17 protein-coding genes are annotated in these 21,811 nt (G+C 58.3%); all 17 read right to left on the bottom strand.

Annotated elements, in window-relative coordinates; all coding sequences use genetic code 11:
• Positions 1 to 76: 76 nt before the first annotated feature.
• Positions 77 to 469, bottom strand: coding sequence for a DUF2802 domain-containing protein (locus tag AB4P97_RS03575; RefSeq protein WP_047300282.1), 393 nt, complete (start codon positions 467 to 469; stop codon positions 77 to 79).
• Positions 470 to 955, bottom strand: a complete 486-nt coding sequence (locus tag AB4P97_RS03570; RefSeq protein WP_042558251.1) for a chemotaxis protein CheW — start codon at positions 953 to 955, stop codon at positions 470 to 472.
• Positions 956 to 1,041: 86 nt separating this feature from the next.
• A complete protein-coding gene (locus AB4P97_RS03565; RefSeq protein WP_200610785.1) occupies positions 1,042 to 1,992 on the bottom strand; it encodes a CheW domain-containing protein in 951 nt (316 codons plus the stop codon).
• Positions 1,993 to 2,109: 117 nt separating this feature from the next.
• Positions 2,110 to 2,898 carry a ParA family protein gene (locus AB4P97_RS03560; protein WP_042558249.1) on the bottom strand — a complete coding sequence of 263 codons (789 nt, stop codon included), beginning with the start codon at positions 2,896 to 2,898 and terminating at the stop codon, positions 2,110 to 2,112.
• A 43-nt stretch (positions 2,899 to 2,941) separates the two neighbouring features.
• Positions 2,942 to 3,832 carry a flagellar motor protein MotD gene (motD, locus tag AB4P97_RS03555; RefSeq protein WP_210622246.1) on the bottom strand — a complete coding sequence of 297 codons (891 nt, stop codon included), beginning with the start codon at positions 3,830 to 3,832 and terminating at the stop codon, positions 2,942 to 2,944.
• A gap of 15 nt (positions 3,833 to 3,847) precedes the next feature.
• Positions 3,848 to 4,588, bottom strand: coding sequence for a flagellar motor protein (locus tag AB4P97_RS03550; RefSeq protein WP_047300280.1), 741 nt, complete (start codon positions 4,586 to 4,588; stop codon positions 3,848 to 3,850).
• Entirely contained in the window at positions 4,588 to 5,739 is a 1,152-nt protein-coding gene (locus AB4P97_RS03545) for a chemotaxis response regulator protein-glutamate methylesterase (RefSeq protein ID WP_395602081.1), read from the bottom strand. Before AB4P97_RS03545 ends, AB4P97_RS03550 begins: the two co-directional genes overlap by 1 nt.
• A 49-nt stretch (positions 5,740 to 5,788) precedes the next feature.
• Positions 5,789 to 8,026, bottom strand: a complete 2,238-nt coding sequence (locus AB4P97_RS03540) for a chemotaxis protein CheA (RefSeq protein ID WP_395602080.1) — start codon at positions 8,024 to 8,026, stop codon at positions 5,789 to 5,791.
• A 36-nt stretch (positions 8,027 to 8,062) separates the two neighbouring features.
• Complete coding sequence (locus AB4P97_RS03535; protein WP_042558244.1) at positions 8,063 to 8,851, bottom strand: protein phosphatase CheZ; 789 nt, start codon at positions 8,849 to 8,851, stop codon at positions 8,063 to 8,065.
• Between the two features lie 22 nt (positions 8,852 to 8,873).
• A complete protein-coding gene (locus AB4P97_RS03530; RefSeq protein ID WP_008072643.1) occupies positions 8,874 to 9,245 on the bottom strand; it encodes a chemotaxis response regulator CheY in 372 nt (123 codons plus the stop codon).
• Positions 9,246 to 9,412: 167 nt separating this feature from the next.
• A complete protein-coding gene (gene fliA / locus AB4P97_RS03525; protein ID WP_007920004.1) occupies positions 9,413 to 10,153 on the bottom strand; it encodes an RNA polymerase sigma factor FliA in 741 nt (246 codons plus the stop codon).
• On the bottom strand, positions 10,150 to 10,980 hold the full coding sequence (gene fleN / locus AB4P97_RS03520) for a flagellar synthesis regulator FleN (protein ID WP_016771060.1): 831 nt from the start codon (positions 10,978 to 10,980) through the stop codon (positions 10,150 to 10,152). Before fleN ends, fliA begins: the two co-directional genes overlap by 4 nt.
• A 116-nt stretch (positions 10,981 to 11,096) precedes the next feature.
• The gene (gene flhF / locus AB4P97_RS03515) at positions 11,097 to 12,437 is read right to left on the bottom strand and encodes a flagellar biosynthesis protein FlhF (RefSeq protein ID WP_047300277.1); all 1,341 of its coding nucleotides are present in this window, start codon (positions 12,435 to 12,437) and stop codon (positions 11,097 to 11,099) included.
• Between the two features lie 11 nt (positions 12,438 to 12,448).
• Positions 12,449 to 14,578 (bottom strand): flagellar biosynthesis protein FlhA, encoded by a 2,130-nt coding sequence (flhA, locus tag AB4P97_RS03510; RefSeq protein ID WP_042558242.1) that lies wholly within the window; start codon positions 14,576 to 14,578, stop codon positions 12,449 to 12,451.
• Positions 14,579 to 14,983: 405 nt separating this feature from the next.
• Positions 14,984 to 16,534 (bottom strand): hypothetical protein, encoded by a 1,551-nt coding sequence (locus AB4P97_RS03505; protein ID WP_395602079.1) that lies wholly within the window; start codon positions 16,532 to 16,534, stop codon positions 14,984 to 14,986.
• A 349-nt stretch (positions 16,535 to 16,883) separates the two neighbouring features.
• Positions 16,884 to 20,402 (bottom strand): glycosyltransferase, encoded by a 3,519-nt coding sequence (locus tag AB4P97_RS03500; protein WP_395602976.1) that lies wholly within the window; start codon positions 20,400 to 20,402, stop codon positions 16,884 to 16,886.
• A 126-nt stretch (positions 20,403 to 20,528) separates the two neighbouring features.
• The gene (locus AB4P97_RS03495) at positions 20,529 to 21,764 is read right to left on the bottom strand and encodes an FkbM family methyltransferase (RefSeq protein WP_395602078.1); all 1,236 of its coding nucleotides are present in this window, start codon (positions 21,762 to 21,764) and stop codon (positions 20,529 to 20,531) included.
• Between the last annotated feature and the right edge of the window lie 47 nt (positions 21,765 to 21,811).

Here is a 21,811-nt window from a genome sequence, read left to right as displayed (position 1 = left end):
TCGGCAGCACCTACAGGGAAATGCGAATTCCGATGTAGGAGCTGCCGAAGGCTGCGATCTTTTGATCTTGCTTGCTTCAGTTCTTGTGTAGCTTGCGCATCAACTCCGCCTCAGCCTGGGTCAAGCCACAGGACTGAGTCAGCTCATCAACGCTCGCGCCCATCCCCACCAGTTTCGCCGCTTGGGCGAACGACAGGCTGGATGGATCACGCTGTTCCAGCTGAACGATTTTGTCCGGCAACGGACCGACTACCGCCCGCAGTTCGTGCAGGGCTTCGCCCATGCGCACATTGCCGTTCTGATAATCGTCAACGCGCTTGGCCAGTTCCTTGATGCGCTGATCACGCAGCGCATCGCCCTCGGCCTGTTGCGCAGCGATCACCCGCTGCGCCTTGATGTACGCCAGAAACATTGCCAGCGTGCCTGCCCAGAAGAGGAACAGGACAATGACCGCAACTTCGAGAATCAATCAGATGTTCTCCAGGTCCGACCACTCTTCTTCGCTCATCATCTTGTCCAACTCGACCAGGATCAGCAACTCGTTGTTCTTGTTGCATACGCCCTGGATGAACTTGGCCGACTCTTCGTTACCGACGTTTGGCGCCGTTTCGATTTCCGACTGACGCAGGTAAACCACTTCGGCCACGCTGTCGACCATGATGCCGACGACTTGCTTGTCGGCTTCGATGATGACGATACGGGTGTTGTCGCTGATCTCGCCGGTGCTCAGGCCGAAGCGCTGACGGGTGTCGATCACGGTGACCACGTTACCGCGCAGGTTGATGATGCCCAGCACGTAGCTTGGCGCACCCGGCACCGGAGCGATCTCGGTGTAGCGCAGCACTTCCTGAACGCGCATCACGTTGATGCCGTAGGTTTCGTTGTCCAGCTTGAAGGTCACCCATTGCAGGATCGGATCTTCAGAACCCTTTGCCGCCGTCGCCTTGTCGTTCATACCCTAGCCCCTCGAAGTACCGCCCCTGGCGGTGTATGTTCTGTGCCCCGCCATGCGTATGCCGGTGCTTGTCTGTTATGTAAGTGTTAAGTCGGTTTGTGGTTCGGCTTACTGCCGGGCATGTGCTTTGCCCCGCCGCTGGCGATCAACTCCGCAAGAGCTGCGACATCGAGCAAGGCGCACATGTGTTCAATCACGGTGCCGGCAAGCCATGGCCGCTGACCCCGGTGACTTCTCCATTTGATTTCATTCGGATCAAGACGCAACGAACGACTGACCTGATGCACCGCCAGGCCCCACTCGTAACCTTGTACCGAAATCACGTACTGCAAGCCCTGACGGAAATCATCGCGATAGCGATCCGGCATGACCCAGCGCGCGGTGTCCAGAACTTTCAGGTTGCCGGCCTGGCTCGGCAGAATTCCGAGGAACCATTCCGGCTGACCGAACAGCGGCGTCAGCTCGTGACCGGCCAGCGAGTAGATCGAGCCCAGGCAAACCAGTGGCACGGCCAGGGTCAATCCGGCGACATCGAACAGCAGGCATTCGAAGGCTTCGGAGGCCCAGGCCGGACGGCCGTCGGTGTCGACCGGCGGCGGTGTGTTGCTTGGCGGCAGATGCACTTCCACCAGCGGCGTGACGAGCGCTTGAACAACCGGTTCGGCCGCTGGTGCTTCTGGCTCTGGCTCTGGCTCGACGGGTTCAGGCACAGCTTGCAGCAACTGCGTTTGCAGCAGCGGCGCAAGGGTCGATACCACGCGCACAGGTTCAGCCGTTTCGAGCAACACCACGGGCGCCCTGGCCACCGGGGCGGGCGCAGCGACCGGCGCAACAGCTCTGGCTGCTTTCTCGGCATCGCGCGCCTGCTCTTCAAGCACCGCCGCCTGGAATTCATCCAGCGCTTCGGCGCTTTCAATCACTTCAGGCTGGGAAGCGACCTGCACCGGCAACTCGTCCGGGATCTCCTCCAACAAGCTGTCCAGATAGGACTGCAACGCCATCTGCGGCTTGGAGGTCAACTTCACCGGCCGATTCATACACAACCGCCTGTAGGAGCTGCGGAACGCTGCGATGTTTTGATCTTTTCAGAAGCGCCACAAAACCCGATCAAAAGATCGCAGCCTGCGGCAACTCCTACACAGGGCAAAATCATCTCAAGCCACCTGCGCAACAAGTTGTTGCGCCAACAGATGCTTGAGCAGCGCGCGGTAAGCCAGCACGCCACGACTCTTGCCGTCGAATTGCGAAGGCGTGACACCCGCGCGGCTGGCGTCGCGCAGACGCGTATCGACCGGGATGTAGCCCTGCCAGATATCGTCGGGAAATTTGTCGCGCAGCACGCGCAAGGTGCTCATCGACGCTTGAGTACGGCGGTCGAACAACGTCGGCACGATGCTGAACGGCAGCGCCTGTTTGCGTGAGCGGTTGATCATCGCCAACGTGTTGACCATGCGCTCCAGGCCTTTGACGGCCAGGTGCTCGGTCTGTACCGGGATCACCAGTTGCTGGCTCGCCGCGAGGGCGTTGACCATCAGCACGCCGAGCAACGGCGGGCTGTCGATGACCGCGTAATCAAAGTCCTGCCACAACTGCGCCAGACTCTTGGCGATCACCAGCCCCAGGCCACTTTGCCCAGGCGACTGGCGCTCAAGCGTTGCCAGCGCGGTGCTCGATGGCAGCAGGGAAATGCGTTCGTCACTGGTCGACAGCAGCAACTGTCCGGGCAAGCCTTGCGGCACGCTGCCCTTGTGCAGGAACAGGTCGTAGTTGCTGTGTTCCAGGCTGTCGGGATCGTAGCCGAAATAGCTGGTCATCGAGCCGTGCGGGTCGAGATCGACCACGACCACGCGCTTGCCCGCCTCGGCCAGCAATCCGGCTAAAGCGATGGAAGAGGTGGTTTTACCGACCCCACCCTTTTGATTGGCGACTGCCCAGACTCTCATTCAGTTCGTTCCTCCCGACCGAGATGCTCGGCCGAGACATGGCTCAGCGTATTAATGCGGGTGACGGAGAATTGACGGCACTCTCGCGTCCCGGCGTCTTGACCGGGGTCGGTGCAGTTTGTGTGCCAGCGCGCTTCAGTGCGGCGTCCGGTTGCGCATGAGCGGTTCCGGTACCCGTCAGGCTGCGGCGCACATCCAGATTGCGCGACACCACCAGCACCACGCGACGGTTTTTCGCCCGGCCTTCGGCAGTGGCGTTATTCGCTACTGGCTGGAATTCACCGTAGCCCACCGAGGCCAGCCGACCGGGATTGACGCCCTGCATCGCCAGCATGCGCACGATGCTCGCCGAGCGCGCCGAGGACAGTTCCCAGTTGGTCGGGTACTGCGCGGTGCGGATCGGCTGGTCGTCGGTAAAACCTTCGACGTGGATCGGGTTGTCGAACGGTTTGAGGATCGCTGCAACCTTGTCGATGATGTTGAAGGCGATGTCGCTCGGCATGGCGTCGCCGCTGCCGAACAACAGGCTGGAGTTGAGTTCGATCTCGACCCACAACTCATTGCCGCGCACAGTCATCTGGTTGGAGCTGATCAGGTCACCGAATGCGGCGCTGATGTCGTCGGCAATGCTTTTCAGCGGATCGCTGGCGCCGGCGATACCGGCGTCAACCTGCTCGGCATCCTTGACCAGCGGCTTGGCCGGGGTCACGGTCTTCGGTCTCTCGTCGCCAATCTGGATCGGCTTGAGCGCGCGGTCGGAGTCGGTAAAGACCCCGACCAGCGCTTCGGAAATTTCCTTGTACTTGCCTTCGTTGATCGACGAAATCGAGTACATCACCACGAAGAAAGCGAACAGCAGCGTAATGAAGTCGGCGTAGGACACGAGCCAGCGCTCGTGATTAACGTGTTCTTCCTGATGCCTGCGACGAGCCATAGTCCATTACCCCCATCAATCCATGAAGCCCTGAAGCTTCAGCTCGATAGAGCGAGGGTTTTCACCTTCGGCGATCGACAAGATCCCTTCCAACAACATTTCGCGATAACGCGACTGCCGCAACGCGATGGACTTCAGTTTGGCCGCTACCGGCAACAGGATCAGGTTGGCACTGGCCACACCATAGATCGTCGCAACGAACGCCACGGCGATGCCGCTGCCCAGTTGCGTCGGGTCGGCGAGGTTGCCCATCACGTGGATCAGGCCCATCACCGCGCCGATGATGCCGATGGTTGGTGCGTAGCCACCCATGCTTTCAAAGACTTTGGCGGCTTCGATATCGCGCGCTTCCTGGGTGTAAAAATCCACCTCGAGGATGCTGCGGATGGCTTCCGGCTCGGCGCCATCGACCAGCAGTTGCAGGCCTTTGCGCGAGTAGTTGTCAGGTTCGGCGTCAGCCACCCCTTCCAGCCCGAGCAAGCCTTCCTTGCGCGCAGTGAGGCTCCAGTTGACCACGCGGTCGATGCCGCCAGCCAGGTCCACGCGTGGCGGAAAGAAGATCCACGCGAGGATCTGCATCGCGCGCTTGAACGCGCTCATCGGCGATTGCAACAGCGCGGCACCGATGGTGCCGCCTATTACGATCAGTGCCGCCGGGCCGTTGGCCAGCGCACCGAGGTGACCACCTTCCAGGTAGTTGCCGCCTATGATGGCGACGAACGCCATGATGATCCCGATAAGGCTAAGAACATCCATCAGATACACGCCTCGACGATGTGCTTGCCGATGTCGTCCAGACCGTACACCGCGTCAGCGAGGTCGGCTTTGACGATGGCCATCGGCATGCCGTAGATCACGCAGCTTGCCTCATCCTGCGCCCACACCGAACTGCCGCCCTGCTTGAGCAGACGAGCGCCCTCACGGCCGTCAGCGCCCATACCGGTCAGCACGACCGCCAGAACTTTGTCGCCGTACGACTTGGCTGCAGAACCGAAGGTGATGTCCACGCACGGCTTGTAGTTCAGACGCTCGTCGCCCGGCAGGATTTTCACCGCCCCACGGCCATCGATCATCATTTGCTTGCCACCCGGTGCCAGCAGCGCCAGGCCCGGACGCAGGATGTCGCCATCCTCGGCTTCCTTGACGCTGATGCGGCAGAGCTTGTCCAGACGCTCGGCAAAGGCTTTGGTGAACGCCGCCGGCATGTGCTGGATCAGCACGATCGGCGCCGGGAAATTCGCCGGCAACTGCGTCAGCACGCGTTGCAGCGCGACCGGGCCACCTGTCGATGTACCGATAGCGACGAGTTTGTAGGCCTTGCGTTTCGGTGCCGGCGACGAAGCACTTGCAGCCGGCGTGCGGGTCGGCGCCGGAGCAGGTGCCGGGCGTGCCGGTGCGCTGCTGGTGTGGCTGCTTTGGCTACTGAAACTCGATGCAGCCGGGGCCGGAGTCGGCGCAGGGGCTGGAGCAGCAACAGGCGCAGGTGCGCTGTAAGCACTGAAACGACGATTACTGCGCGAGATGCTATGCACCTTTTCGCACAGCAGTTGCTTGACCTTCTCGGGATTACGCGAGATGTCTTCGAAATTCTTCGGCAGGAAATCCACCGCGCCGGCGTCCAGCGCATCCAGGGTTACCCGGGCGCCTTCGTGGGTCAGCGAGGAGAACATCAACACCGGGGTCGGGCAGCGCTGCATGATGTGCCGCACTGCCGTGATGCCGTCCATCATTGGCATCTCGTAGTCCATGGTGATCACGTCAGGCTTGAGCGCCATGGCCTGATCGATCGCCTCTTTACCGTTGGTTGCCGTACCGACAACCTGGATGCTCGGATCCGCTGAAAGAATTTCCGAGACGCGGCGGCGGAAAAAACCCGAATCGTCCACCACCAGGACTTTGACTGCCATAAACACTCCATTAGGTGCAGCGGAGCATCATCGCCCCGCCGCCCCGGATTCAAATACGCCGTGCGGCGTAACGCTTGAGCATGCTCGGAACATCAAGGATCAGCGCGATACGGCCGTCACCAGTGATGGTGGCGCCGGACATGCCCGGAGTACCCTGAAGCATTTTGCCCAATGGCTTGATGACCACTTCTTCCTGGCCGACCAGTTGATCGACGACGAAGCCGATCCGCTGGGTGCCCACCGAAAGGATCACCACATGGCCTTCGCGCTGCTCTTCGTGAGCGGCGGAGCTGACCAGCCAGCGCTTGAGGTAGAACAATGGCAAGGCCTTGTCCCGCACGATCACCACTTCCTGACCGTCGACAACGTTGGTGGTCGACAGGTCGAGGTGGAAGATTTCGTTGACGTTGACCAGCGGGAACGCGAACGCCTGATTGCCCAACATGACCATCAGCGTCGGCATGATCGCCAAGGTCAACGGCACCTTGATGACGATCTTCGAGCCCTGGCCCTTGGTCGAGTAGATGTTGATCGAACCGTTGAGCTGGGAAATCTTGGTCTTCACCACGTCCATGCCGACACCGCGGCCAGACACATCGGAGATCTCGGTCTTGGTCGAGAACCCAGGTGCAAAGATCAGGTTGTAGCACTCGGTATCGCTCAGGCGATCGGCTGCATCCTTGTCCATCACACCGCGTTTTACCGCGATGGCGCGCAGGACGTTCGGGTCCATGCCTTTGCCGTCATCGGAAATCGACAGCAGGATGTGATCGCCTTCCTGCTCGGCGGCCAACACCACTTTGCCGCCACGGGCCTTGCCCGAAGCTTCGCGTTCTTCCGGCGACTCGATGCCGTGGTCGACCGCGTTGCGCACCAAGTGGACCAGCGGATCGGCCAGGGCCTCGACAAGGTTTTTGTCGAGGTCGGTTTCTTCGCCGACCAGCTCCAGGTTGATTTCTTTCTTGAGCTGACGAGCCAAGTCGCGAACCAGACGCGGGAAGCGCCCGAAGACCTTCTTGATCGGTTGCATCCGCGTTTTCATCACCGCGGTCTGCAAGTCAGCCGTGACCACGTCGAGGTTCGACACAGCCTTTTGCATGGCTTCGTCGCCGCTGTTCAGACCCAGACGCACCAGACGGTTACGCACCAGCACCAGCTCGCCGACCATGTTCATGATTTCGTCGAGACGCGCGGTGTCGACCCGTACGGTGGTTTCGGCTTCGCTGGCCGGTTTTTCCGGCGGTGGCGCGGCTGGCGCACGGGCCGGAGCCGGTGCAGCAGCGGCCGCCGGTTTTGGCGATTCGGCTTTCGGCGCAGGCTTGGGCGCTGCGGCCGGGGTCTTGGCGGCAGGTTTTGCGACAGCGGCAGTGCTGCCGGCAGACGCGGTCCCTACTTCAGTGAACTTGCCTTTGCCGTGCAGTTCGTCGAGCAGCGATTCGAATTCGTGATCGCTGATCAAATCGCTGCCGGCCGCAGCCGCTGCCGGAGCAGCAGGCGCAGGCACCGCAGCAATCGCCGATTCCAGCGCATCAACGGCAAAGTTGCCCTTGCCGTGCAACTGATCGAGCAGCGCTTCGAATTCGTCGTCGGTGATGTCCGAGCTGTCGCCCTTGGCCGGTGCCGCAGGGGCCGCCGCCGCAGGGGCCACAGCATCAACCGCGAACTGGCCTTTGCCGTGCAGTTGATCGAGCAACGACTCGAACTCGGCATCGGTGATTTCATCGCTGGCCGCTTCAGTTGCAGCAGGCGCAGCGACAGCCGCCGGGGCTTCGGCCTGAGCCTTGACGGCGTTCAGCGAGTCCAGCAACTGTTCAAATTCGTTATCGGTGATGTCGCCCGAATCGCTTTCGGCAACCGGTGCCTCGACGACTTCTTCAACCGTTTCGGCTTCAGCCGATTGCGGTTCGGCCAGACGCGCCAGGGCGGCCAGCAGCTCAGGCGTAGCCGCCGTAATCGGGCTGCGCTCGCGCACTTCGGTGAACATGCCGTTCACCGCATCCAGCGCTTCAAGCACAACGTCCATCAGTTCTGAATCAACGCGACGCTCACCCTTTCGCAGGATGTCGAACACGTTTTCGGCGATGTGACAGCACTCAACCAGCTCATTGAGCTGAAGGAAGCCGGCGCCCCCTTTTACAGTGTGGAAACCGCGAAAAATTGCGTTGAGCAGATCAGCATCATCCGGACGGCTTTCCAGCTCGACCAATTGTTCTGACAGCTGCTCAAGAATCTCGCCGGCCTCAACCAGGAAATCCTGAAGGATCTCTTCATCGGCGCCGAAGCTCATTAAGGGGGTGCTCCTACAGGTCTAAAAACCTAAAACTCAAAATCCAAGGCTGGATAGCAAATCGTCCACATCGTCCTGACCGGACACAACGTCTTCTCGTTTATCGGCATGAATCTGCGGACCTTCACCCTGCGAGAGATGTTTTTGTGGATCTTTTTCAGCGAGCATCGCCGCACGGTCATGTTCGATGCCCGCAAAGCGGTCCACCTGACTGGCCATGAGCACGAGTTTGAGCAAATTGCTTTCGACTTCGGTGACCAGTTGGGTCACACGTTTGATCACCTGACCGGTGAGGTCTTGATAATCCTGAGCCAGCAGGATGTCGTTCAGATTGCTCGACACCGCACGGTTGCCCGTGCTGCTGCGTGACAGAAAACCGTCGACCCGGCGCGCCAGTTCGCGGAACTCTTCGGCCCCGACCTCACGACGCATGAAGCGACCCCAATCGGTACTCAAGGCCTGGGCTTCATCAGCCAGACCATTGACCACCGGCGTGGCGCTTTCCACCAGATCCATGGTGCGGTTGGCCGCGGCTTCCGTCAGCTTGACCACATAGCCCAGGCGTTCGGTGGCGTCGGTAATTTGCGACACTTCCTCGGCCTGCGGCATGTTCGGATCAATCTGGAAATTGACGATCGCACTGTGCAGTTCACGTGTGAGCTTGCCAACTTCCTGGTACAGGCCACGGTCACGGGTCTGATTGAGCTCATGGATCAATTGCACAGCGTCGCCGAACCTGCCCTTTTCAAGGCTTTCGACCAGTTCGACCGCATGTTTTTTCAGGGTCGATTCAAAATCGCCCTGTGAAGATTCTTTGTGGTCCATAGCTCCCCCGTGGCGCAGTTTCTCAACCGATGCGTTCGAAAATCTTCTCGATTTTGTCTTTCAACGCCTGGGCCGTGAAGGGTTTCACCACATAGCCGTTTACACCGGCCTGGGCTGCTTCAATGATCTGCTCGCGCTTGGCTTCAGCGGTCACCATCAGCACTGGCAGGTGCTTGAGTTTTTCATCGGCGCGCACGTGACGCAGCAGGTCGATACCGGTCATGCCCGGCATGTTCCAGTCCGTTACCAGAAAGTCGATGCTGCCGCTGTTGAGAACCGGAATGGCGGTAATGCCATCGTCAGCCTCGACGGTGTTGGTGAACCCCAGATCGCGCAGCAGGTTCTTGATGATCCGCCGCATCGTTGAGAAGTCATCAACGATGAGGATTTTCATGTTCTTGTCCAATTCGACCTCCAAGCAGTCTTAAACGCGCCCAGCACCTGGACGCGCCATTTCATTCAATCCGGCGTAACACTCAAAGACTGTCTGGAGCACAACAGAGCAAGACCGGTGCCGTTCATCACCGCACCAGCCTCGTTCGCAGTGTCCCCACACTGCCTTCAGCGCGCTCGCCACTCCCCCAAACGCCCCCGCAAACGGGCCGCGCACTGGCTGTGTAACTGGCTGACCCGCGACTCACTGACGCCAAGGACTTCACCGATCTCCTTGAGGTTCAGCTCTTCGTCGTAGTACAGCGCCAACACCAGTCGCTCACGCTCCGGCAAATTGGCAATCGCGTCCGCCAGCGCTGCCTGGAAGCGTTCATCTTCCAGATCGCGTGACGGCTCAAGATGAGCACTCGCGCCATCCTCGTGCAGCCCTTCGTGTTCGCCGTCCTGCAACAGGTCGTCGAAACTGAACAAGCGGCTGCCCAGGGTGTCATTCAAAATCCCGTAATAATCGTCGAGACTCAATTGGAGTTCGGCCGCAACTTCATGATCTTTAGCATCACGGCCGGTTTTAGCTTCAATTGAGCGAATTGCGTCGCTGACCATACGGGTATTGCGGTGAACCGAGCGTGGCGCCCAATCCCCTTTGCGCACTTCGTCGAGCATCGCGCCGCGGATTCGAATGCCCGCGTACGTTTCGAAACTGGCGCCTTTGCTGGCGTCATATTTGGTCGAGACTTCGAGCAGGCCGATCATCCCGGCCTGGATCAGATCCTCGACCTGCACACTCGCCGGCAACCGTGCCAGCAAGTGGTAGGCAATGCGTTTGACCAGTGGCGCATAACGCTCGATCAACTCGTACTGCGCATCACGTGCCGACTTTTTGTAGTAGTTCATACCGCTTGCGGTCATATGACAGGCCCTGCCGTTTGCTGCACGAGGCGCTCGACGAAGAATTCAAGGTGGCCGCGCGGGTTGGCAGGCAGCGGCCAGGTATCGACCTTCTGTGCAATGGCCTTGAACGCCAGTGCGCACTTGGAACGCGGGAAGGCTTCATAGACCGCACGTTGTTTCTGCACGGCCTTGCGCACGCTTTCGTCGTAAGGCACGGCGCCGACGTATTGTAGGGCCACGTCAAGAAAGCGATCCGTGACCTTGGTCAACTTGGCGAACAGGTTGCGCCCTTCCTGCGGGCTCTGCGCCATGTTGGCCAGGACGCGGAAGCGGTTCATGCCGTAATCGCGGTTGAGCAACTTGATCAGCGCGTAAGCGTCGGTAATCGAAGTCGGCTCGTCGCAGACCACCAGCAACACTTCTTGCGCGGCGCGTACGAAACTGACTACCGAGTCACCAATGCCCGCAGCGGTGTCGATCACCAGTACGTCGAGATTGTCGCCGATGTCGCTGAACGCCTGAATCAGACCGGCATGCTGAGCCGGGCTCAGATGCACCATGCTCTGAGTGCCCGATGCAGCCGGCACGATGCGAATTCCGCCCGGGCCTTGCAACAGCACGTCGCGCAATTCGCAGCGGCCTTCGATCACGTCGGCCAAGGTGCGTTTGGGCGTCAAACCCAGCAGAACGTCGACGTTCGCCAGTCCCAGATCGGCGTCCAGCAGCATGACCCGACGGCCAAGCTCTGCCAGCGCCAGAGACAAGTTCACTGACACGTTAGTCTTGCCGACGCCACCTTTGCCGCCAGTCACCGCGATAACCTGTACGGGATGCATGCTGCCCATGTTATTTCTTTACCTTGTCTTGCATAGACGGAGGCCACATTACTGGCTGCGCGTTCACAAACGGAACAATGCATGGCAGACCATCGATGTAGGTACAAAAATTGTTCATGATTACCTCAGCCTACCTGCTTGGTCGGGCTGTGATAGATATCAGCGAACATGTCAGCCATGGCTTCTTCGCTGGGTTCTTCCTGCATTTGCACGCTGACGGCGCGGCTGACCAGTTGATGACGGCGCGGCAGATGCAAATCATCCGGAATCCGTGGGCCATCGGTCAGATACGCGACCGGCAATTCATGACTGATCGCCAGGCTCAACACTTCGCCGAGGCTGGCCGTTTCATCCAGTTTAGTCAGGATGCACCCGGCGAGCCCGCAACGCTTGTAACTGTGATAAGCGGCGGTTAGAACCTGTTTTTGGCTGGTGGTTGCCAGCACGAGATAATTTTTTGAACGGATGCCACGCCCGGCCAGACTTTCGAGCTGCATACGCAGTGCCGGATCGCTGGCCTGCAGGCCGGCGGTATCGATCAGCACCACGCGTTTGCGCAGCAGCGGGTCCAGGGCCTGCACCAGCGACTGACCCGGATCGACGTGCGTTACCGGCACGTTGAGAATCCGGCCCAGGGTCTTCAGTTGTTCCTGAGCGCCGATGCGGAAGCTGTCCATGCTCACCAGCGCGACATTCTGCGCGCCGTACTTGAGCACGTAGCGGGCAGCAAGCTTGGCAAGCGTGGTGGTCTTGCCCATGCCGGCAGGGCCGACCATGGCAATCACACCGCCCTCTTCCAGCGGCTCGACTTCCGGTACGGCAATCATCCGCGCCAGGTGCGCCAGCAGCATGCGCCAGGCCTGACGAGGTTCTTCGATATCGGTGATCATCGCCAGCAGGTCGCGCGACAACGGGCCGGACAGGCCGATACGTTGCAGACGACGATACAGGTTGGCTTGCGCCGGGCGGCTGCCTTGCAGCTGGTTCCAGGCGAGGGTGCCGAGCTGAACTTCCATCAGCTCGCGCAGGCTGTTCAATTCAAAACGCATCGAATCCAGTGCACGCGGATCAATCCCGCCTGACGATTGCGCAGGTGCCGGGGCCGGACGCGCCGGGGCCGCGTAAGTCGGCTCGCTCAACGGTTCGGCAGCGGTCAGCGGCAGGCCGGCCGTCATTGGCAAACCGGCGAACAGCTGGCGATTGGTGTCGCCGTCGGCTTCGCCCCGCAGACTCAATTCGGCCTGGGCGGTGACGATGCGCGACTGGGTCTTGCGCAGCTCGTCTTCGAGCTCCATGTTCGGAACCCGTGGCGCGAGCGCCGACAACTTGTAATCCAGCGCCGCCGTCAGTTCGACGCCGCCGGCAATGCGGCGGTTGCCAATGATGGCGGCATCAGCGCCCAGCTCATCACGAACCAGCTTCATGGCCTGACGCATATCGGCGGCGAAAAAACGCTTAACTTGCATAAACCACTACCTCAGCCGTTGGGCCCTACTGTCGCAACGATCGTCACTTGCTTGTTGTCCGGTATTTCCTGGTAGGCCAGCACGTGCAATCCAGGGACTGCCAGGCGGCCAAAGCGCGAGAGCATCGCGCGGATCGGGCCGGCTACCAAGAGGATGACCGGCTGACCTTGCATTTCCTGCCGCTGCGCCGCTTCGATCAGCGAACGCTGCAGCTTCTCGGCCATGCTTGGCTCCAGCAGAACGCCCTCTTCCGAGCCTTGTCCTGCCTTCTGCAGACTATTGAGCAATATCTGTTCCAACCTTGGCTCCAGAGTGATAACAGGTAGCTCAGACTCCGTGCCTACAATGCTTTGGACGATTGCGCGAGATACGCCGACCCGCACAGCAGCCACCAACGCGGCGGTATCTTGACTCTTCGCGGCGTTGTTGGCGATGGCTTCGGCAATGCTGCGGATATCGCGTACCGGCACATGCTCGGCCAGCAACGCTTGCAGCACCTTGAGCAACTGCGACAACGAAACCACGCCCGGCACCAGCTCTTCCGCCAGTTTTGGCGAGCTTTTGGCCAGCAATTGCATGAGTTGCTGCACTTCCTCGTGGCCGATCAGCTCGCTGGAGTGCTTGTACAGAATCTGGTTCAAGTGCGTCGCGACCACGGTGCTCGCATCCACAACGGTATAACCCAGCGATTGTGCCTGCGCGCGCTGACTGATTTCGATCCACACCGCTTCCAGACCGAAAGCCGGATCTTTGGCGTTGATACCGTTGAGCGCGCCGTAGACCTGACCGGGGTTGATCGCCAGTTCACGATCCGGGTAAATCTCGGCCTCGGCCAGGATCACCCCCATCAAGGTCAGGCGGTACGCGCTCGGAGCCAGATCGAGGTTGTCACGAATGTGCACAGTGGGCATCAGGAAGCCCAGATCCTGCGACAGCTTCTTGCGCACGCCCTTGATCCGCGCCAGCAATTGCCCGCCCTGATTGCGATCCACCAGCGGGATCAGGCGATAGCCGACTTCCAGGCCGATCATGTCGATCGGGGTCACGTCGTCCCAGCCAAGCTCTTTGGTTTCCATGGCGCGGGCCGGCGATGGCAGCAATTCCTGCTGACGCTTGACCTCTTCCAGCGCGACGACTTTGGCCACGTTCTGTTTTTTCCAGAACAGGTACGCGGCGCCGCCAGCCAGTGCGGCCATGCTTAGGAACGAGAAGTGCGGCATGCCCGGCACCAGGCCCATGACCGCCATCAGACCGGCAGCCACTGCCAGCGCTTTGGGCGAGGCGAACATTTGGCGGTTGATCTGCTTGCCCATGTCTTCCGAACCGGAAGCACGGGTCACCATGATCGCCGCCGCTGTTGATAACAACAGTGATGGCAATTGCGCCACCAAACCGTCACCGATGGTCAGCAAGGCGTAAACCCGGCCAGCGTCACCGAAGCTCATGTTGTGCTGGAAGATACCGACGGCCATACCGCCGATGAGGTTGATGAACAGAATCAGCAGGCCGGCGATGGCGTCACCACGGACGAATTTGCTCGCACCGTCCATGGAACCGTAGAACTCGGCCTCTTGGGCGACTTCCTGACGGCGCGACTTGGCCTGGTTCTGGTCGATCAGACCGGCGTTGAGGTCGGCGTCGATCGCCATTTGTTTGCCGGGCATCGCATCGAGGGTGAAACGTGCGCTCACCTCGGAAATCCGCCCAGCCCCCTTGGTCACCACGACAAAGTTGATGATCATCAAAATCGCGAAAACCACGATACCGACCACGTAGTTACCGCCGATCACCACCTCACCGAAGGCCTGGATCACCTTACCGGCGGCGGCGTGGCCGTCCTGACCGTGGAGCATCACCACCCGCGTCGACGCCACGTTCAACGCCAGGCGCATCAGCGTCGCCACCAGCAGGATGGTCGGGAACACCGCAAAATCCAGTGGCCGCAGGGCGTAAACGCACACCAGCAGCACGACGATGGACAAGGCAATGTTGAAGGTGAAAAACACGTCCAGCAGGAACGGTGGAATCGGCAACATCATCATTGCCAACATGACCAGCAGCAACAACGGCACGCCCAGATTGCCTCGACTGAGGTCGGCAACGTTTGAGCGAGCACTGTTGAGTAACTGAGAGCGATCCACCGGTTTTCCCCGTTCCTTTAAAGCAAACTTTTGACGCCCAGAGCGGACGTACGGCGGCTACTGCAAGAAGCTTTCCAACTTTTGCGCTGGCATAAAAAGATCCAAGCTTTCGGCAGTTCCTAAATGGATTTACGCCTCTTGTAGGAGCTGCAGAAGGCTGCGATCTTTTGCTTTTAACGGGTGCATCAGCGTTCCATGCTTTGTCGCAGATTCAATGTCTGCAATTCCGGTATGGTCCGTGTAGAGAGCTTCCCCTCCACCTCGTCGTCCACCGCAGTAGGCCGGACAGCGCCATGCCTGGCGCACGAATACAAAAAACCCGATGCGGTGCATCGGGCATTTGGTGAATCCGGTGAGACTAGAGACCCAATTTCCTCACCACGGGCGCTTCCGGGCCCCGGCTGCTTACACCGGGACCAAGGTGAACGCGAACTGCCGGTTTGTGGGCAAATCGGAGATCGGGTAACCGGTCGCCACGACTTCATCAGCATAGCGCCGCCAATAAAATCTTACGCCCGGAGGCACACCCTCATAGGGCACGTGCCACCGTCCGCCGGACGCTCCTTCGGTAGGGAACATTTGTGCTAAAACGGAAAAATTATAGTTCAAGGCAAGACCGTCCATCCTCACCGCGCGCCCCCCTTGGTTCAGAGCCCACGTATTCGCCTCAGCCGGCGTCATCGCCGAACTTGATGTGATTAACCTGTAGACGTTGGAAACCACCACCTGGTAAGACACTCTGTTCTTCGATGCGTCGCTAACAATGATGTTGGTGCTGCCATTCTTTAGCCCTGTAACTTTCCCATCTGTGCTCACGGACGCGAAGGTGCTGTTTTCCGGGGTAAAAATATATGGAGGGACACCCCCCGTCGGCACACGCGTTTCTGTGTTGCCAATAACCTCACCGGGGGTAGCCCACCCATAATTCTGGATAAGCTTGAATCCCTTCAGATTCATCTGTGATTGAGAAATCGCCAACGGATGTGCCACCACCACCCTCCGCACCGTGGACACCGGGTTACTGGCATAGAGCCCCTTGGCCGTGAAGCTGTGGCTGGTCACGGCCAGCCCCGTCACATCCCGCGTCCAGATGCCGTTGCCATCGACATCCGCCTGGCCCTTGGAGGTCGTGCCGTCAAGGACCTCCACCTTCGTGTTGGCCGTCGCCGTGCCGGCCAGCTTCACGGTGGTGTCCACCGTGGTGTGACCATCGGGAATCTCCACCCCCTTGCTGTCCTTGACCGAGTTGATCGCCGGCGTCAGCGCCGCCAACACCACCACCCTCCGCACCGTGGACACCGGGTTACTGGCATAGAGCCCCCTGGCCGTGAAGCTGTGGCTGGTCACGGCCAGCCCCGTGACATCCCGCGTCCAGATGCCGTTGCCATCGACATCCACCTGACCCTTGGAGGTCGTGCCGTCAAGGATCTCCACCTTCGTGTTGGCCGTCGCCGTGCCGGCCAGCTTCACGGTGGTGTCCACCGTGGTGTGACCATCGGGAATCTCCACCCCCTTGCTGTCCTTGACCGAGGTGATCTCGGGCTTGAGCGCCACCAGCGCCTTGACCGTGTATATACGGATCGGGAACAGGACCGCCGTGCTTTCATCCGTACTGCCATCGAAGGTGACCTTGAACTCGATGCGCAGGGTCGAGCCGTCCTTCAAGCCGCGCAACTGGGCCACCGGCGCATTCGGGTACATCCCGCCAGGCAGGCCTTCGATGGGCACGGGCGTCGCGTCATAGGTCTGCGCGGCATAAGGCGTGTCATCCGCGTTGGTGCCGGCGTAGCTTAGCCAGAGCTTCTGACCGACGGCAATCTGCGGCCACCTGGCGATCCGGGTGCGCGCGTCGCTGGGCAGCGTCGTCACATCCAGCACACTGGCGCCGTTGGAGATCTTTTGTTCGCGCAGGTTCAACGCGCTGCTGTCCGGGGAGTTGGGGGTTTGGCTGGTCATGGGGGCAGACTCCTATCGCGGCTGGGGCGGATAGTTTTATTTACACCCGCGACAGGGAGGGTTGGCTACTGTCAGAAATTACAGGTAGGGAGTCTATTCCGACGAGTGGTGGCAGTTTTCACAAGCTGCAAACGCCGAACAAACAACGTCGACTAAATACCCCCCCCAAAAAAAACCGCTGACCAGAAAAGACTCAGCGGTTTCGATGACAAGGTGCAATGAATGGATCTGTCACAGATCTGTCACTTTTTTGTCTCCGGCAGTATCAACTCATATCAATGTTGAATGTCCAGGTTTCGTCGCGAGCGAGCATGGCCGAGGACCGTACCTTGGCCCTCCTCAACTTGCCTCAATCAGGCAGCCAGACCTTACGCCACGATGCCAGCGCATCGTCGTTGAGCATCCAGTCGCGCCGGACCACTTCACGCAAGGCATCGCCAGCAAGCGCCGTGGCATCCAGATCAGCCAGATGCATGCGAATGGCCTCGACCCAGTCTTTAAAGCGATTTTTCACTCGAGTAACCGGCAGATCACCCTGGTAGCAGACCAGAGAACTGCACACTACCGGGAAGCCGCACGCCCCATACTCCAGCAAGCGCAGATTGCTTTTGCATTCGTTGAATAGATTCTGCTCCACCGGCGCCACCGCCAGATCCAGATTCAGCCTGGCCAGCGCGGCCGGGTAAAGACTGATTTCGACCCCGCTATGAAATTCCTTCACATAGGGCCGAAGCTTGTCCGGACACATGCCGAAGAAAACCCAGTCGACTTCATGCGCCAGAGCCTTGACCACATCGCTGATCATTTCCAGATCACCCTTATGACCTATCCCGCCCGCCCAACCCACTCGCGGCTTGGCGCTGGTTCGACGCTGACTGACCGGTAACTCACTCCACCAATCTGGATCAAGGCGGTTTTTCATCACCTTGATATCAGGATGGAAGTCTTTTAACGCCTCGGCCAATGGCTCGGTCGACACTACAAAGCGATCCACATACGACAAGGCACGACGCAAGCTGCGCACAATATCCTTGGGCTGCTGCTCACGATAGATGCTTTTTAGCGGCAGGTTAGGCAGGTAGTCATCCAGTTCGAAGACCTTGAAGGCTCCGGAAAATTTCTGCATGCGACGCAGAGTATTGAGCTGCTCTTCACCGATCTGCCGTTGCAGGACGATTGCATCGGGTGCAAGGCGTTCTATTTCAGTCACCGGCAGCAACACTCCTGACATTACTCCGTCGATCAAACCGGCCTTCTTCTGCGCATTGAACGGCTGGATCACCCGATACTGACCACACCCGTAACGATCGGCGGGGTGTACCAACACTGTCGGCGAGGGTCGCCAGACCAGTGGACGCCAGCACAGCTGAGGGTCGGCGAACTGGAAAGCACTGCTCTGCATCAATGAAAAATTGAGATTGTAAGCCGGGTCGCGGGCGAGAACAGGGAGCCAACGTTCGTATAAAGCATCCTCGACCTTTTCTCCTAGCGGCTCGGCCTGCACGCTATGCATGAGTAGCGAGCGAGGCGTCCAGACAGTCAGATAGCCATGCTCACCGAGTCGCAGGCACAAATCCACGTCCGCACCCAACTCTGGAAACTGCTCTGTATCGAACCCGCCGACGCCATCGAACAGCGTTTTGCGAACCATCAAACAGGCATCGGAAACGGCGCCGCAACTCTGATCAACCAGCAAACGGTGCATGTACCCGGCAGAATCAATCTTTTCACCAGCAAATGCCGGTGCCGCTGCGCCCTGCAAGCCGAGGATCAACCCGGCATCGGTAATCTGACTGTCGCTGGAGACGGTTTTCGCCCCGACAATTCCCACTTCCTGACGCTGCGCATGGTTCAGCAACTCACCAAGCCACTGCCCCTGAAGAACGGCGGTGAAGGTACGTAGAAACAGCAGGTATTCGCCTTCGGCATATTGCGCACCGATATTATTCGCTGTCGAACGGTCCACCGCGTGCGTCAATCCAAGTACGCGAATGCGATTTTCCGACATCTCTTCGATCGCTTGCAGCCACTGCCGAGCCTCGTCCGTCTGACTCGCATTGTCGACGATCAGTATTTCGTAATACGGGTAAAGCGTTTGTTCCAGGACACTGAAAATACAACGCTGCAGCCCTGCCAACTCGTCGTTCAGCACCAGCACGATTGAGACCAACGGCTTGGACTCATGACCATAATCAATCTGGTAGTGACCCGGCTGCGAGCTATTGATGAGCGCCTGTTGATACCCACGCTGCTGAAGATGCTCGGCAATCGCGCGCCGCTCCCCGTCGTTTTCGCGCAACACTACTGCCTGATTGATCAGCAAGGGTTCGGATATATGCCCAAAACCCGAGGTCCCGCCCTGATTGATCAAACGTAAAATCAGCTCGAGCTCCAGCGCCTCTGTGTAAGCCGCGTCGAAACCACCGGCGTCCAATACCACCCCACGCCTGAATATCCAGTTGTGAGCCATGGCCGTCGGCAAGCTCAGTAAATAATCCAGATTAAAGTCCGGCCGCAACGCGATACCCATCTCGCCATTGCCCTGACGGAGAACGCCGTCACAAAAAACCGCCCGGCAATCGGGATCGGGCAACAGTTCCAGTCCGGCAATCAGCAAGCCGCTACGGGTGAATTCATCTCCCGCCTTGACCAACAGACACCACTCGAACTCCCCTGCCCGCAATAGTTGATTGATTTGCGCGACGTAGTCCGACTGCAAGGGCAGGAACTGCACCACCTCATCTGTGGAGGTCTCTGGAGGTTCTTCAGGCGTCAGCACCAGCACTTTCAGCGCGTCATAAAAATTGCGCTCACCCGCCAGACTCTCCAAGGTGCGCTTCAACGCCTGAGGCTCACCCGACAGATCCAATACAATCACCCCGATCAACGGGCCGCCACCGTTAGCCTGCAGGTAACTATCAATCAGTTGGTGCTGAATCTGGCTTGGCACCCGTGCAGCCATCCAGCGCCGTTGTTGTTCCGCCGATACCTGCTTGGCGTGGCTTTGTTCCAGCAGATCCAGGATGTCTACTTTTTCGAATACCCGCTCGCCATCCATTGGAGAAACCGATACCAGGCAGTTTTCAGGACCTTCCTGACTCCAGCCTAACTCTCGAAGACTGCGCCTGAAGTCGGCACGACCGTTATTGCCAATGCCAGGCTGATCGCGCCCCAGTTGACTACCCTGCTCAACAGACACACGAAAATCTGCCAATGGTTGTTTAAGCAAAGCCAGGTTGCCCTTTTGCAAGAGCTTCACATACATCGCCAGGTCGCCAAACCAGTAAATCAAACAACCGTTGAGCGACATTAAATCGTCACCCAAGGCCAAGAGATCTTCACGACGACAGAGTACGCAACTCGGTTCACCAATGAAGTTGATGGTGTGCTCACCGAGGAACGACGTCAGCTCCGCGCCATTGATCACGACATCGGTCGAAAAGGGCAGAGCCGTAGCAATAACATCCGGCAGTTGTTCCCCCTCACAATCCACCAGCCGCCGGCGCGAAGAAGCGATAGAAACAGAAGAGTCACCCTCCATGGCGGCGACGAGTTCAGCCACACAGTCGGGATGCAGGACATCATCATCATGGAGAAACTTTATGTATTTGCCGTTGGCAAGTTTTATACATTCAATCGCATTGAAAAGCTCTCCGCGCACCTGCTCGTTAAATTCATAACGAATAGAAACTCCCGAAGACTCCTGATACTGGCGTACCAACGCACTGATTATATCGGTGCGCGAATCATCACAAACTACAATTTCCAAAGGTTCATAGGTTTGTCGACAAGCACTGGCCAGTGCCGCGTCAAAATACATGGTTTTGTAGGCAGGAATAACCACACTAACCAGTGGCTTGTCGTTCATATAAACCTTCTTTATTTCTAACACCAACATACTGTAATCAGTTACAGCCGACGCTTGCCACAATCAAAAATTACGCATTAGATTGCAGCAAGGCAGCACTAAAACCACCATCCCTTCCCAAGCACCTTAATAAAAATAAAGGCAGGTGTCCCAGCGCTCTTCAGTATGGTGGCGAATGCCTATTTTATAATCACCACGCAACCCTTCAACGTATTTGGAAATGTCCAACAAGTCAGAAGCTCTGTGATAGGCCGAGATCGCCATTTTTGGGCGCCCATGAAGAATATGTTCCTGCGCCCCTTTCAAGGTCTCGAGTTCTGCGCCCTCGATATCCATTTTTATCAACGTAGGCGAATCATCCAGCAGACCGTCCAATCGTCGAACCGCAACATTCCTGCAAATTGCTTGATCTGTAGGGGCTGCCAAAAGATGACCACCATGCCCACCCTCATGCAAGAACGGCATTTCTCCATCCTCGCTACCCAGTGCGACCCCCAACAACTCAATGACACCTTTTTCGCCCGTGACAGGGGGCCCCGAATAATCCGTGATAAAAGATGCAATTGTCCGCTGATTGACCTCGTCGGGCTCAATCATCCATATTCTCTTGAAGACGCCATCTGTCGCGTCGATAAAAGCTTTAGTGGATTCAGCTATCGAGGCACCGCAATCAGCAAAGCGTTCGCCCTGGCTGGGTAGCCATAAGCCCGATCGAAAATATAAAGTCAGGTACGGTTTCGCCGCATTCAAAATCCACTCAGGGTTACAGGTCAGATGACTGAGTAAAACGCTGAACAAGGTAAAGCGAGAATAATCGTCATCCAAACGATGACTGAGAGCGATCAGTTCGGCTGCATGCGAAGCGATGTATCCACCCCAGTCATCAATTCGATGATCAGTACAGGGGCTAATTGAAAGCAAGCGCAGAGCCTGTTCAAAGTTCAACATTGGAATGACGTGCTGCAACGTCAGATTCTTGAAATAACGCCGTGAATAGTCATATCGGCAGCCGTTGATACTGATGATCCGCTGCTCGCGCGCCAACCTCAACATGGCCTCCGAACTGATAATGGGAATGCCATGAAAAGCAGCGCCGTCTTTTGCCTTAAAATCGTCTACCACGCCAACAATCTTAATCCGCCCTGCAGCTTCATTAATAAAAAGCTGAGAGAACTGGGTTGTGCCCAGCAATACAACCTGCGTCAAACCGCCTTCGGACTGGTAAATCCGGCAGGCCTCAGGTGGTATGCAAAACCATGGACTCACTTGATAGGATGATACCGCTTGCTGAAAAATGGTTATGAGATTTTGATAATTACCCGCCACTTCCAGACCCATCATTTCGCTATAACCCTTCGACATTTTGCTTCCCAAAAAAATATAATTTCATGTTGATGCACCGGTATAAA

It is taken from the genome of Pseudomonas sp. A1230 (assembly GCF_044218825.1).
GTDB lineage: Bacteria > Pseudomonadota > Gammaproteobacteria > Pseudomonadales > Pseudomonadaceae > Aquipseudomonas > Aquipseudomonas iridis.
This window is presented reverse-complemented; position numbering and strand designations above follow the sequence as displayed.

What these genes read in the sequence shown, in the direction of transcription:
- AB4P97_RS03545 (WP_395602081.1), bottom strand. Translation starts at nt 5,739, where the DNA reads ATGGCAGTCAAAGTCCTGGTGGTGGACGATTCGGGTTTTTTCCGCCGC.
- AB4P97_RS03565 (WP_200610785.1), bottom strand. Translation starts at nt 1,992, where the DNA reads ATGAATCGGCCGGTGAAGTTGACCTCCAAGCCGCAGATGGCGTTGCAG.
- fleN (WP_016771060.1), bottom strand. Translation starts at nt 10,980, where the DNA reads ATGGGCAGCATGCATCCCGTACAGGTTATCGCGGTGACTGGCGGCAAA.
- AB4P97_RS03570 (WP_042558251.1), bottom strand. Translation starts at nt 955, where the DNA reads ATGAACGACAAGGCGACGGCGGCAAAGGGTTCTGAAGATCCGATCCTG.
- AB4P97_RS03530 (WP_008072643.1), bottom strand. Translation starts at nt 9,245, where the DNA reads ATGAAAATCCTCATCGTTGATGACTTCTCAACGATGCGGCGGATCATC.
- AB4P97_RS03505 (WP_395602079.1), bottom strand. Translation starts at nt 16,534, where the DNA reads ATGACCAGCCAAACCCCCAACTCCCCGGACAGCAGCGCGTTGAACCTG.
- AB4P97_RS03495 (WP_395602078.1), bottom strand. Translation starts at nt 21,764, where the DNA reads ATGTCGAAGGGTTATAGCGAAATGATGGGTCTGGAAGTGGCGGGTAAT.
- AB4P97_RS03560 (WP_042558249.1), bottom strand. Translation starts at nt 2,898, where the DNA reads ATGAGAGTCTGGGCAGTCGCCAATCAAAAGGGTGGGGTCGGTAAAACC.
- motD (WP_210622246.1), bottom strand. Translation starts at nt 3,832, where the DNA reads ATGGCTCGTCGCAGGCATCAGGAAGAACACGTTAATCACGAGCGCTGG.
- AB4P97_RS03550 (WP_047300280.1), bottom strand. Translation starts at nt 4,588, where the DNA reads ATGGATGTTCTTAGCCTTATCGGGATCATCATGGCGTTCGTCGCCATC.
- flhF (WP_047300277.1), bottom strand. Translation starts at nt 12,437, where the DNA reads ATGCAAGTTAAGCGTTTTTTCGCCGCCGATATGCGTCAGGCCATGAAG.
- fliA (WP_007920004.1), bottom strand. Translation starts at nt 10,153, where the DNA reads ATGACCGCAAGCGGTATGAACTACTACAAAAAGTCGGCACGTGATGCG.
- AB4P97_RS03500 (WP_395602976.1), bottom strand. Translation starts at nt 20,402, where the DNA reads ATGAACGACAAGCCACTGGTTAGTGTGGTTATTCCTGCCTACAAAACC.
- AB4P97_RS03535 (WP_042558244.1), bottom strand. Translation starts at nt 8,851, where the DNA reads ATGGACCACAAAGAATCTTCACAGGGCGATTTTGAATCGACCCTGAAA.
- AB4P97_RS03540 (WP_395602080.1), bottom strand. Translation starts at nt 8,026, where the DNA reads ATGAGCTTCGGCGCCGATGAAGAGATCCTTCAGGATTTCCTGGTTGAG.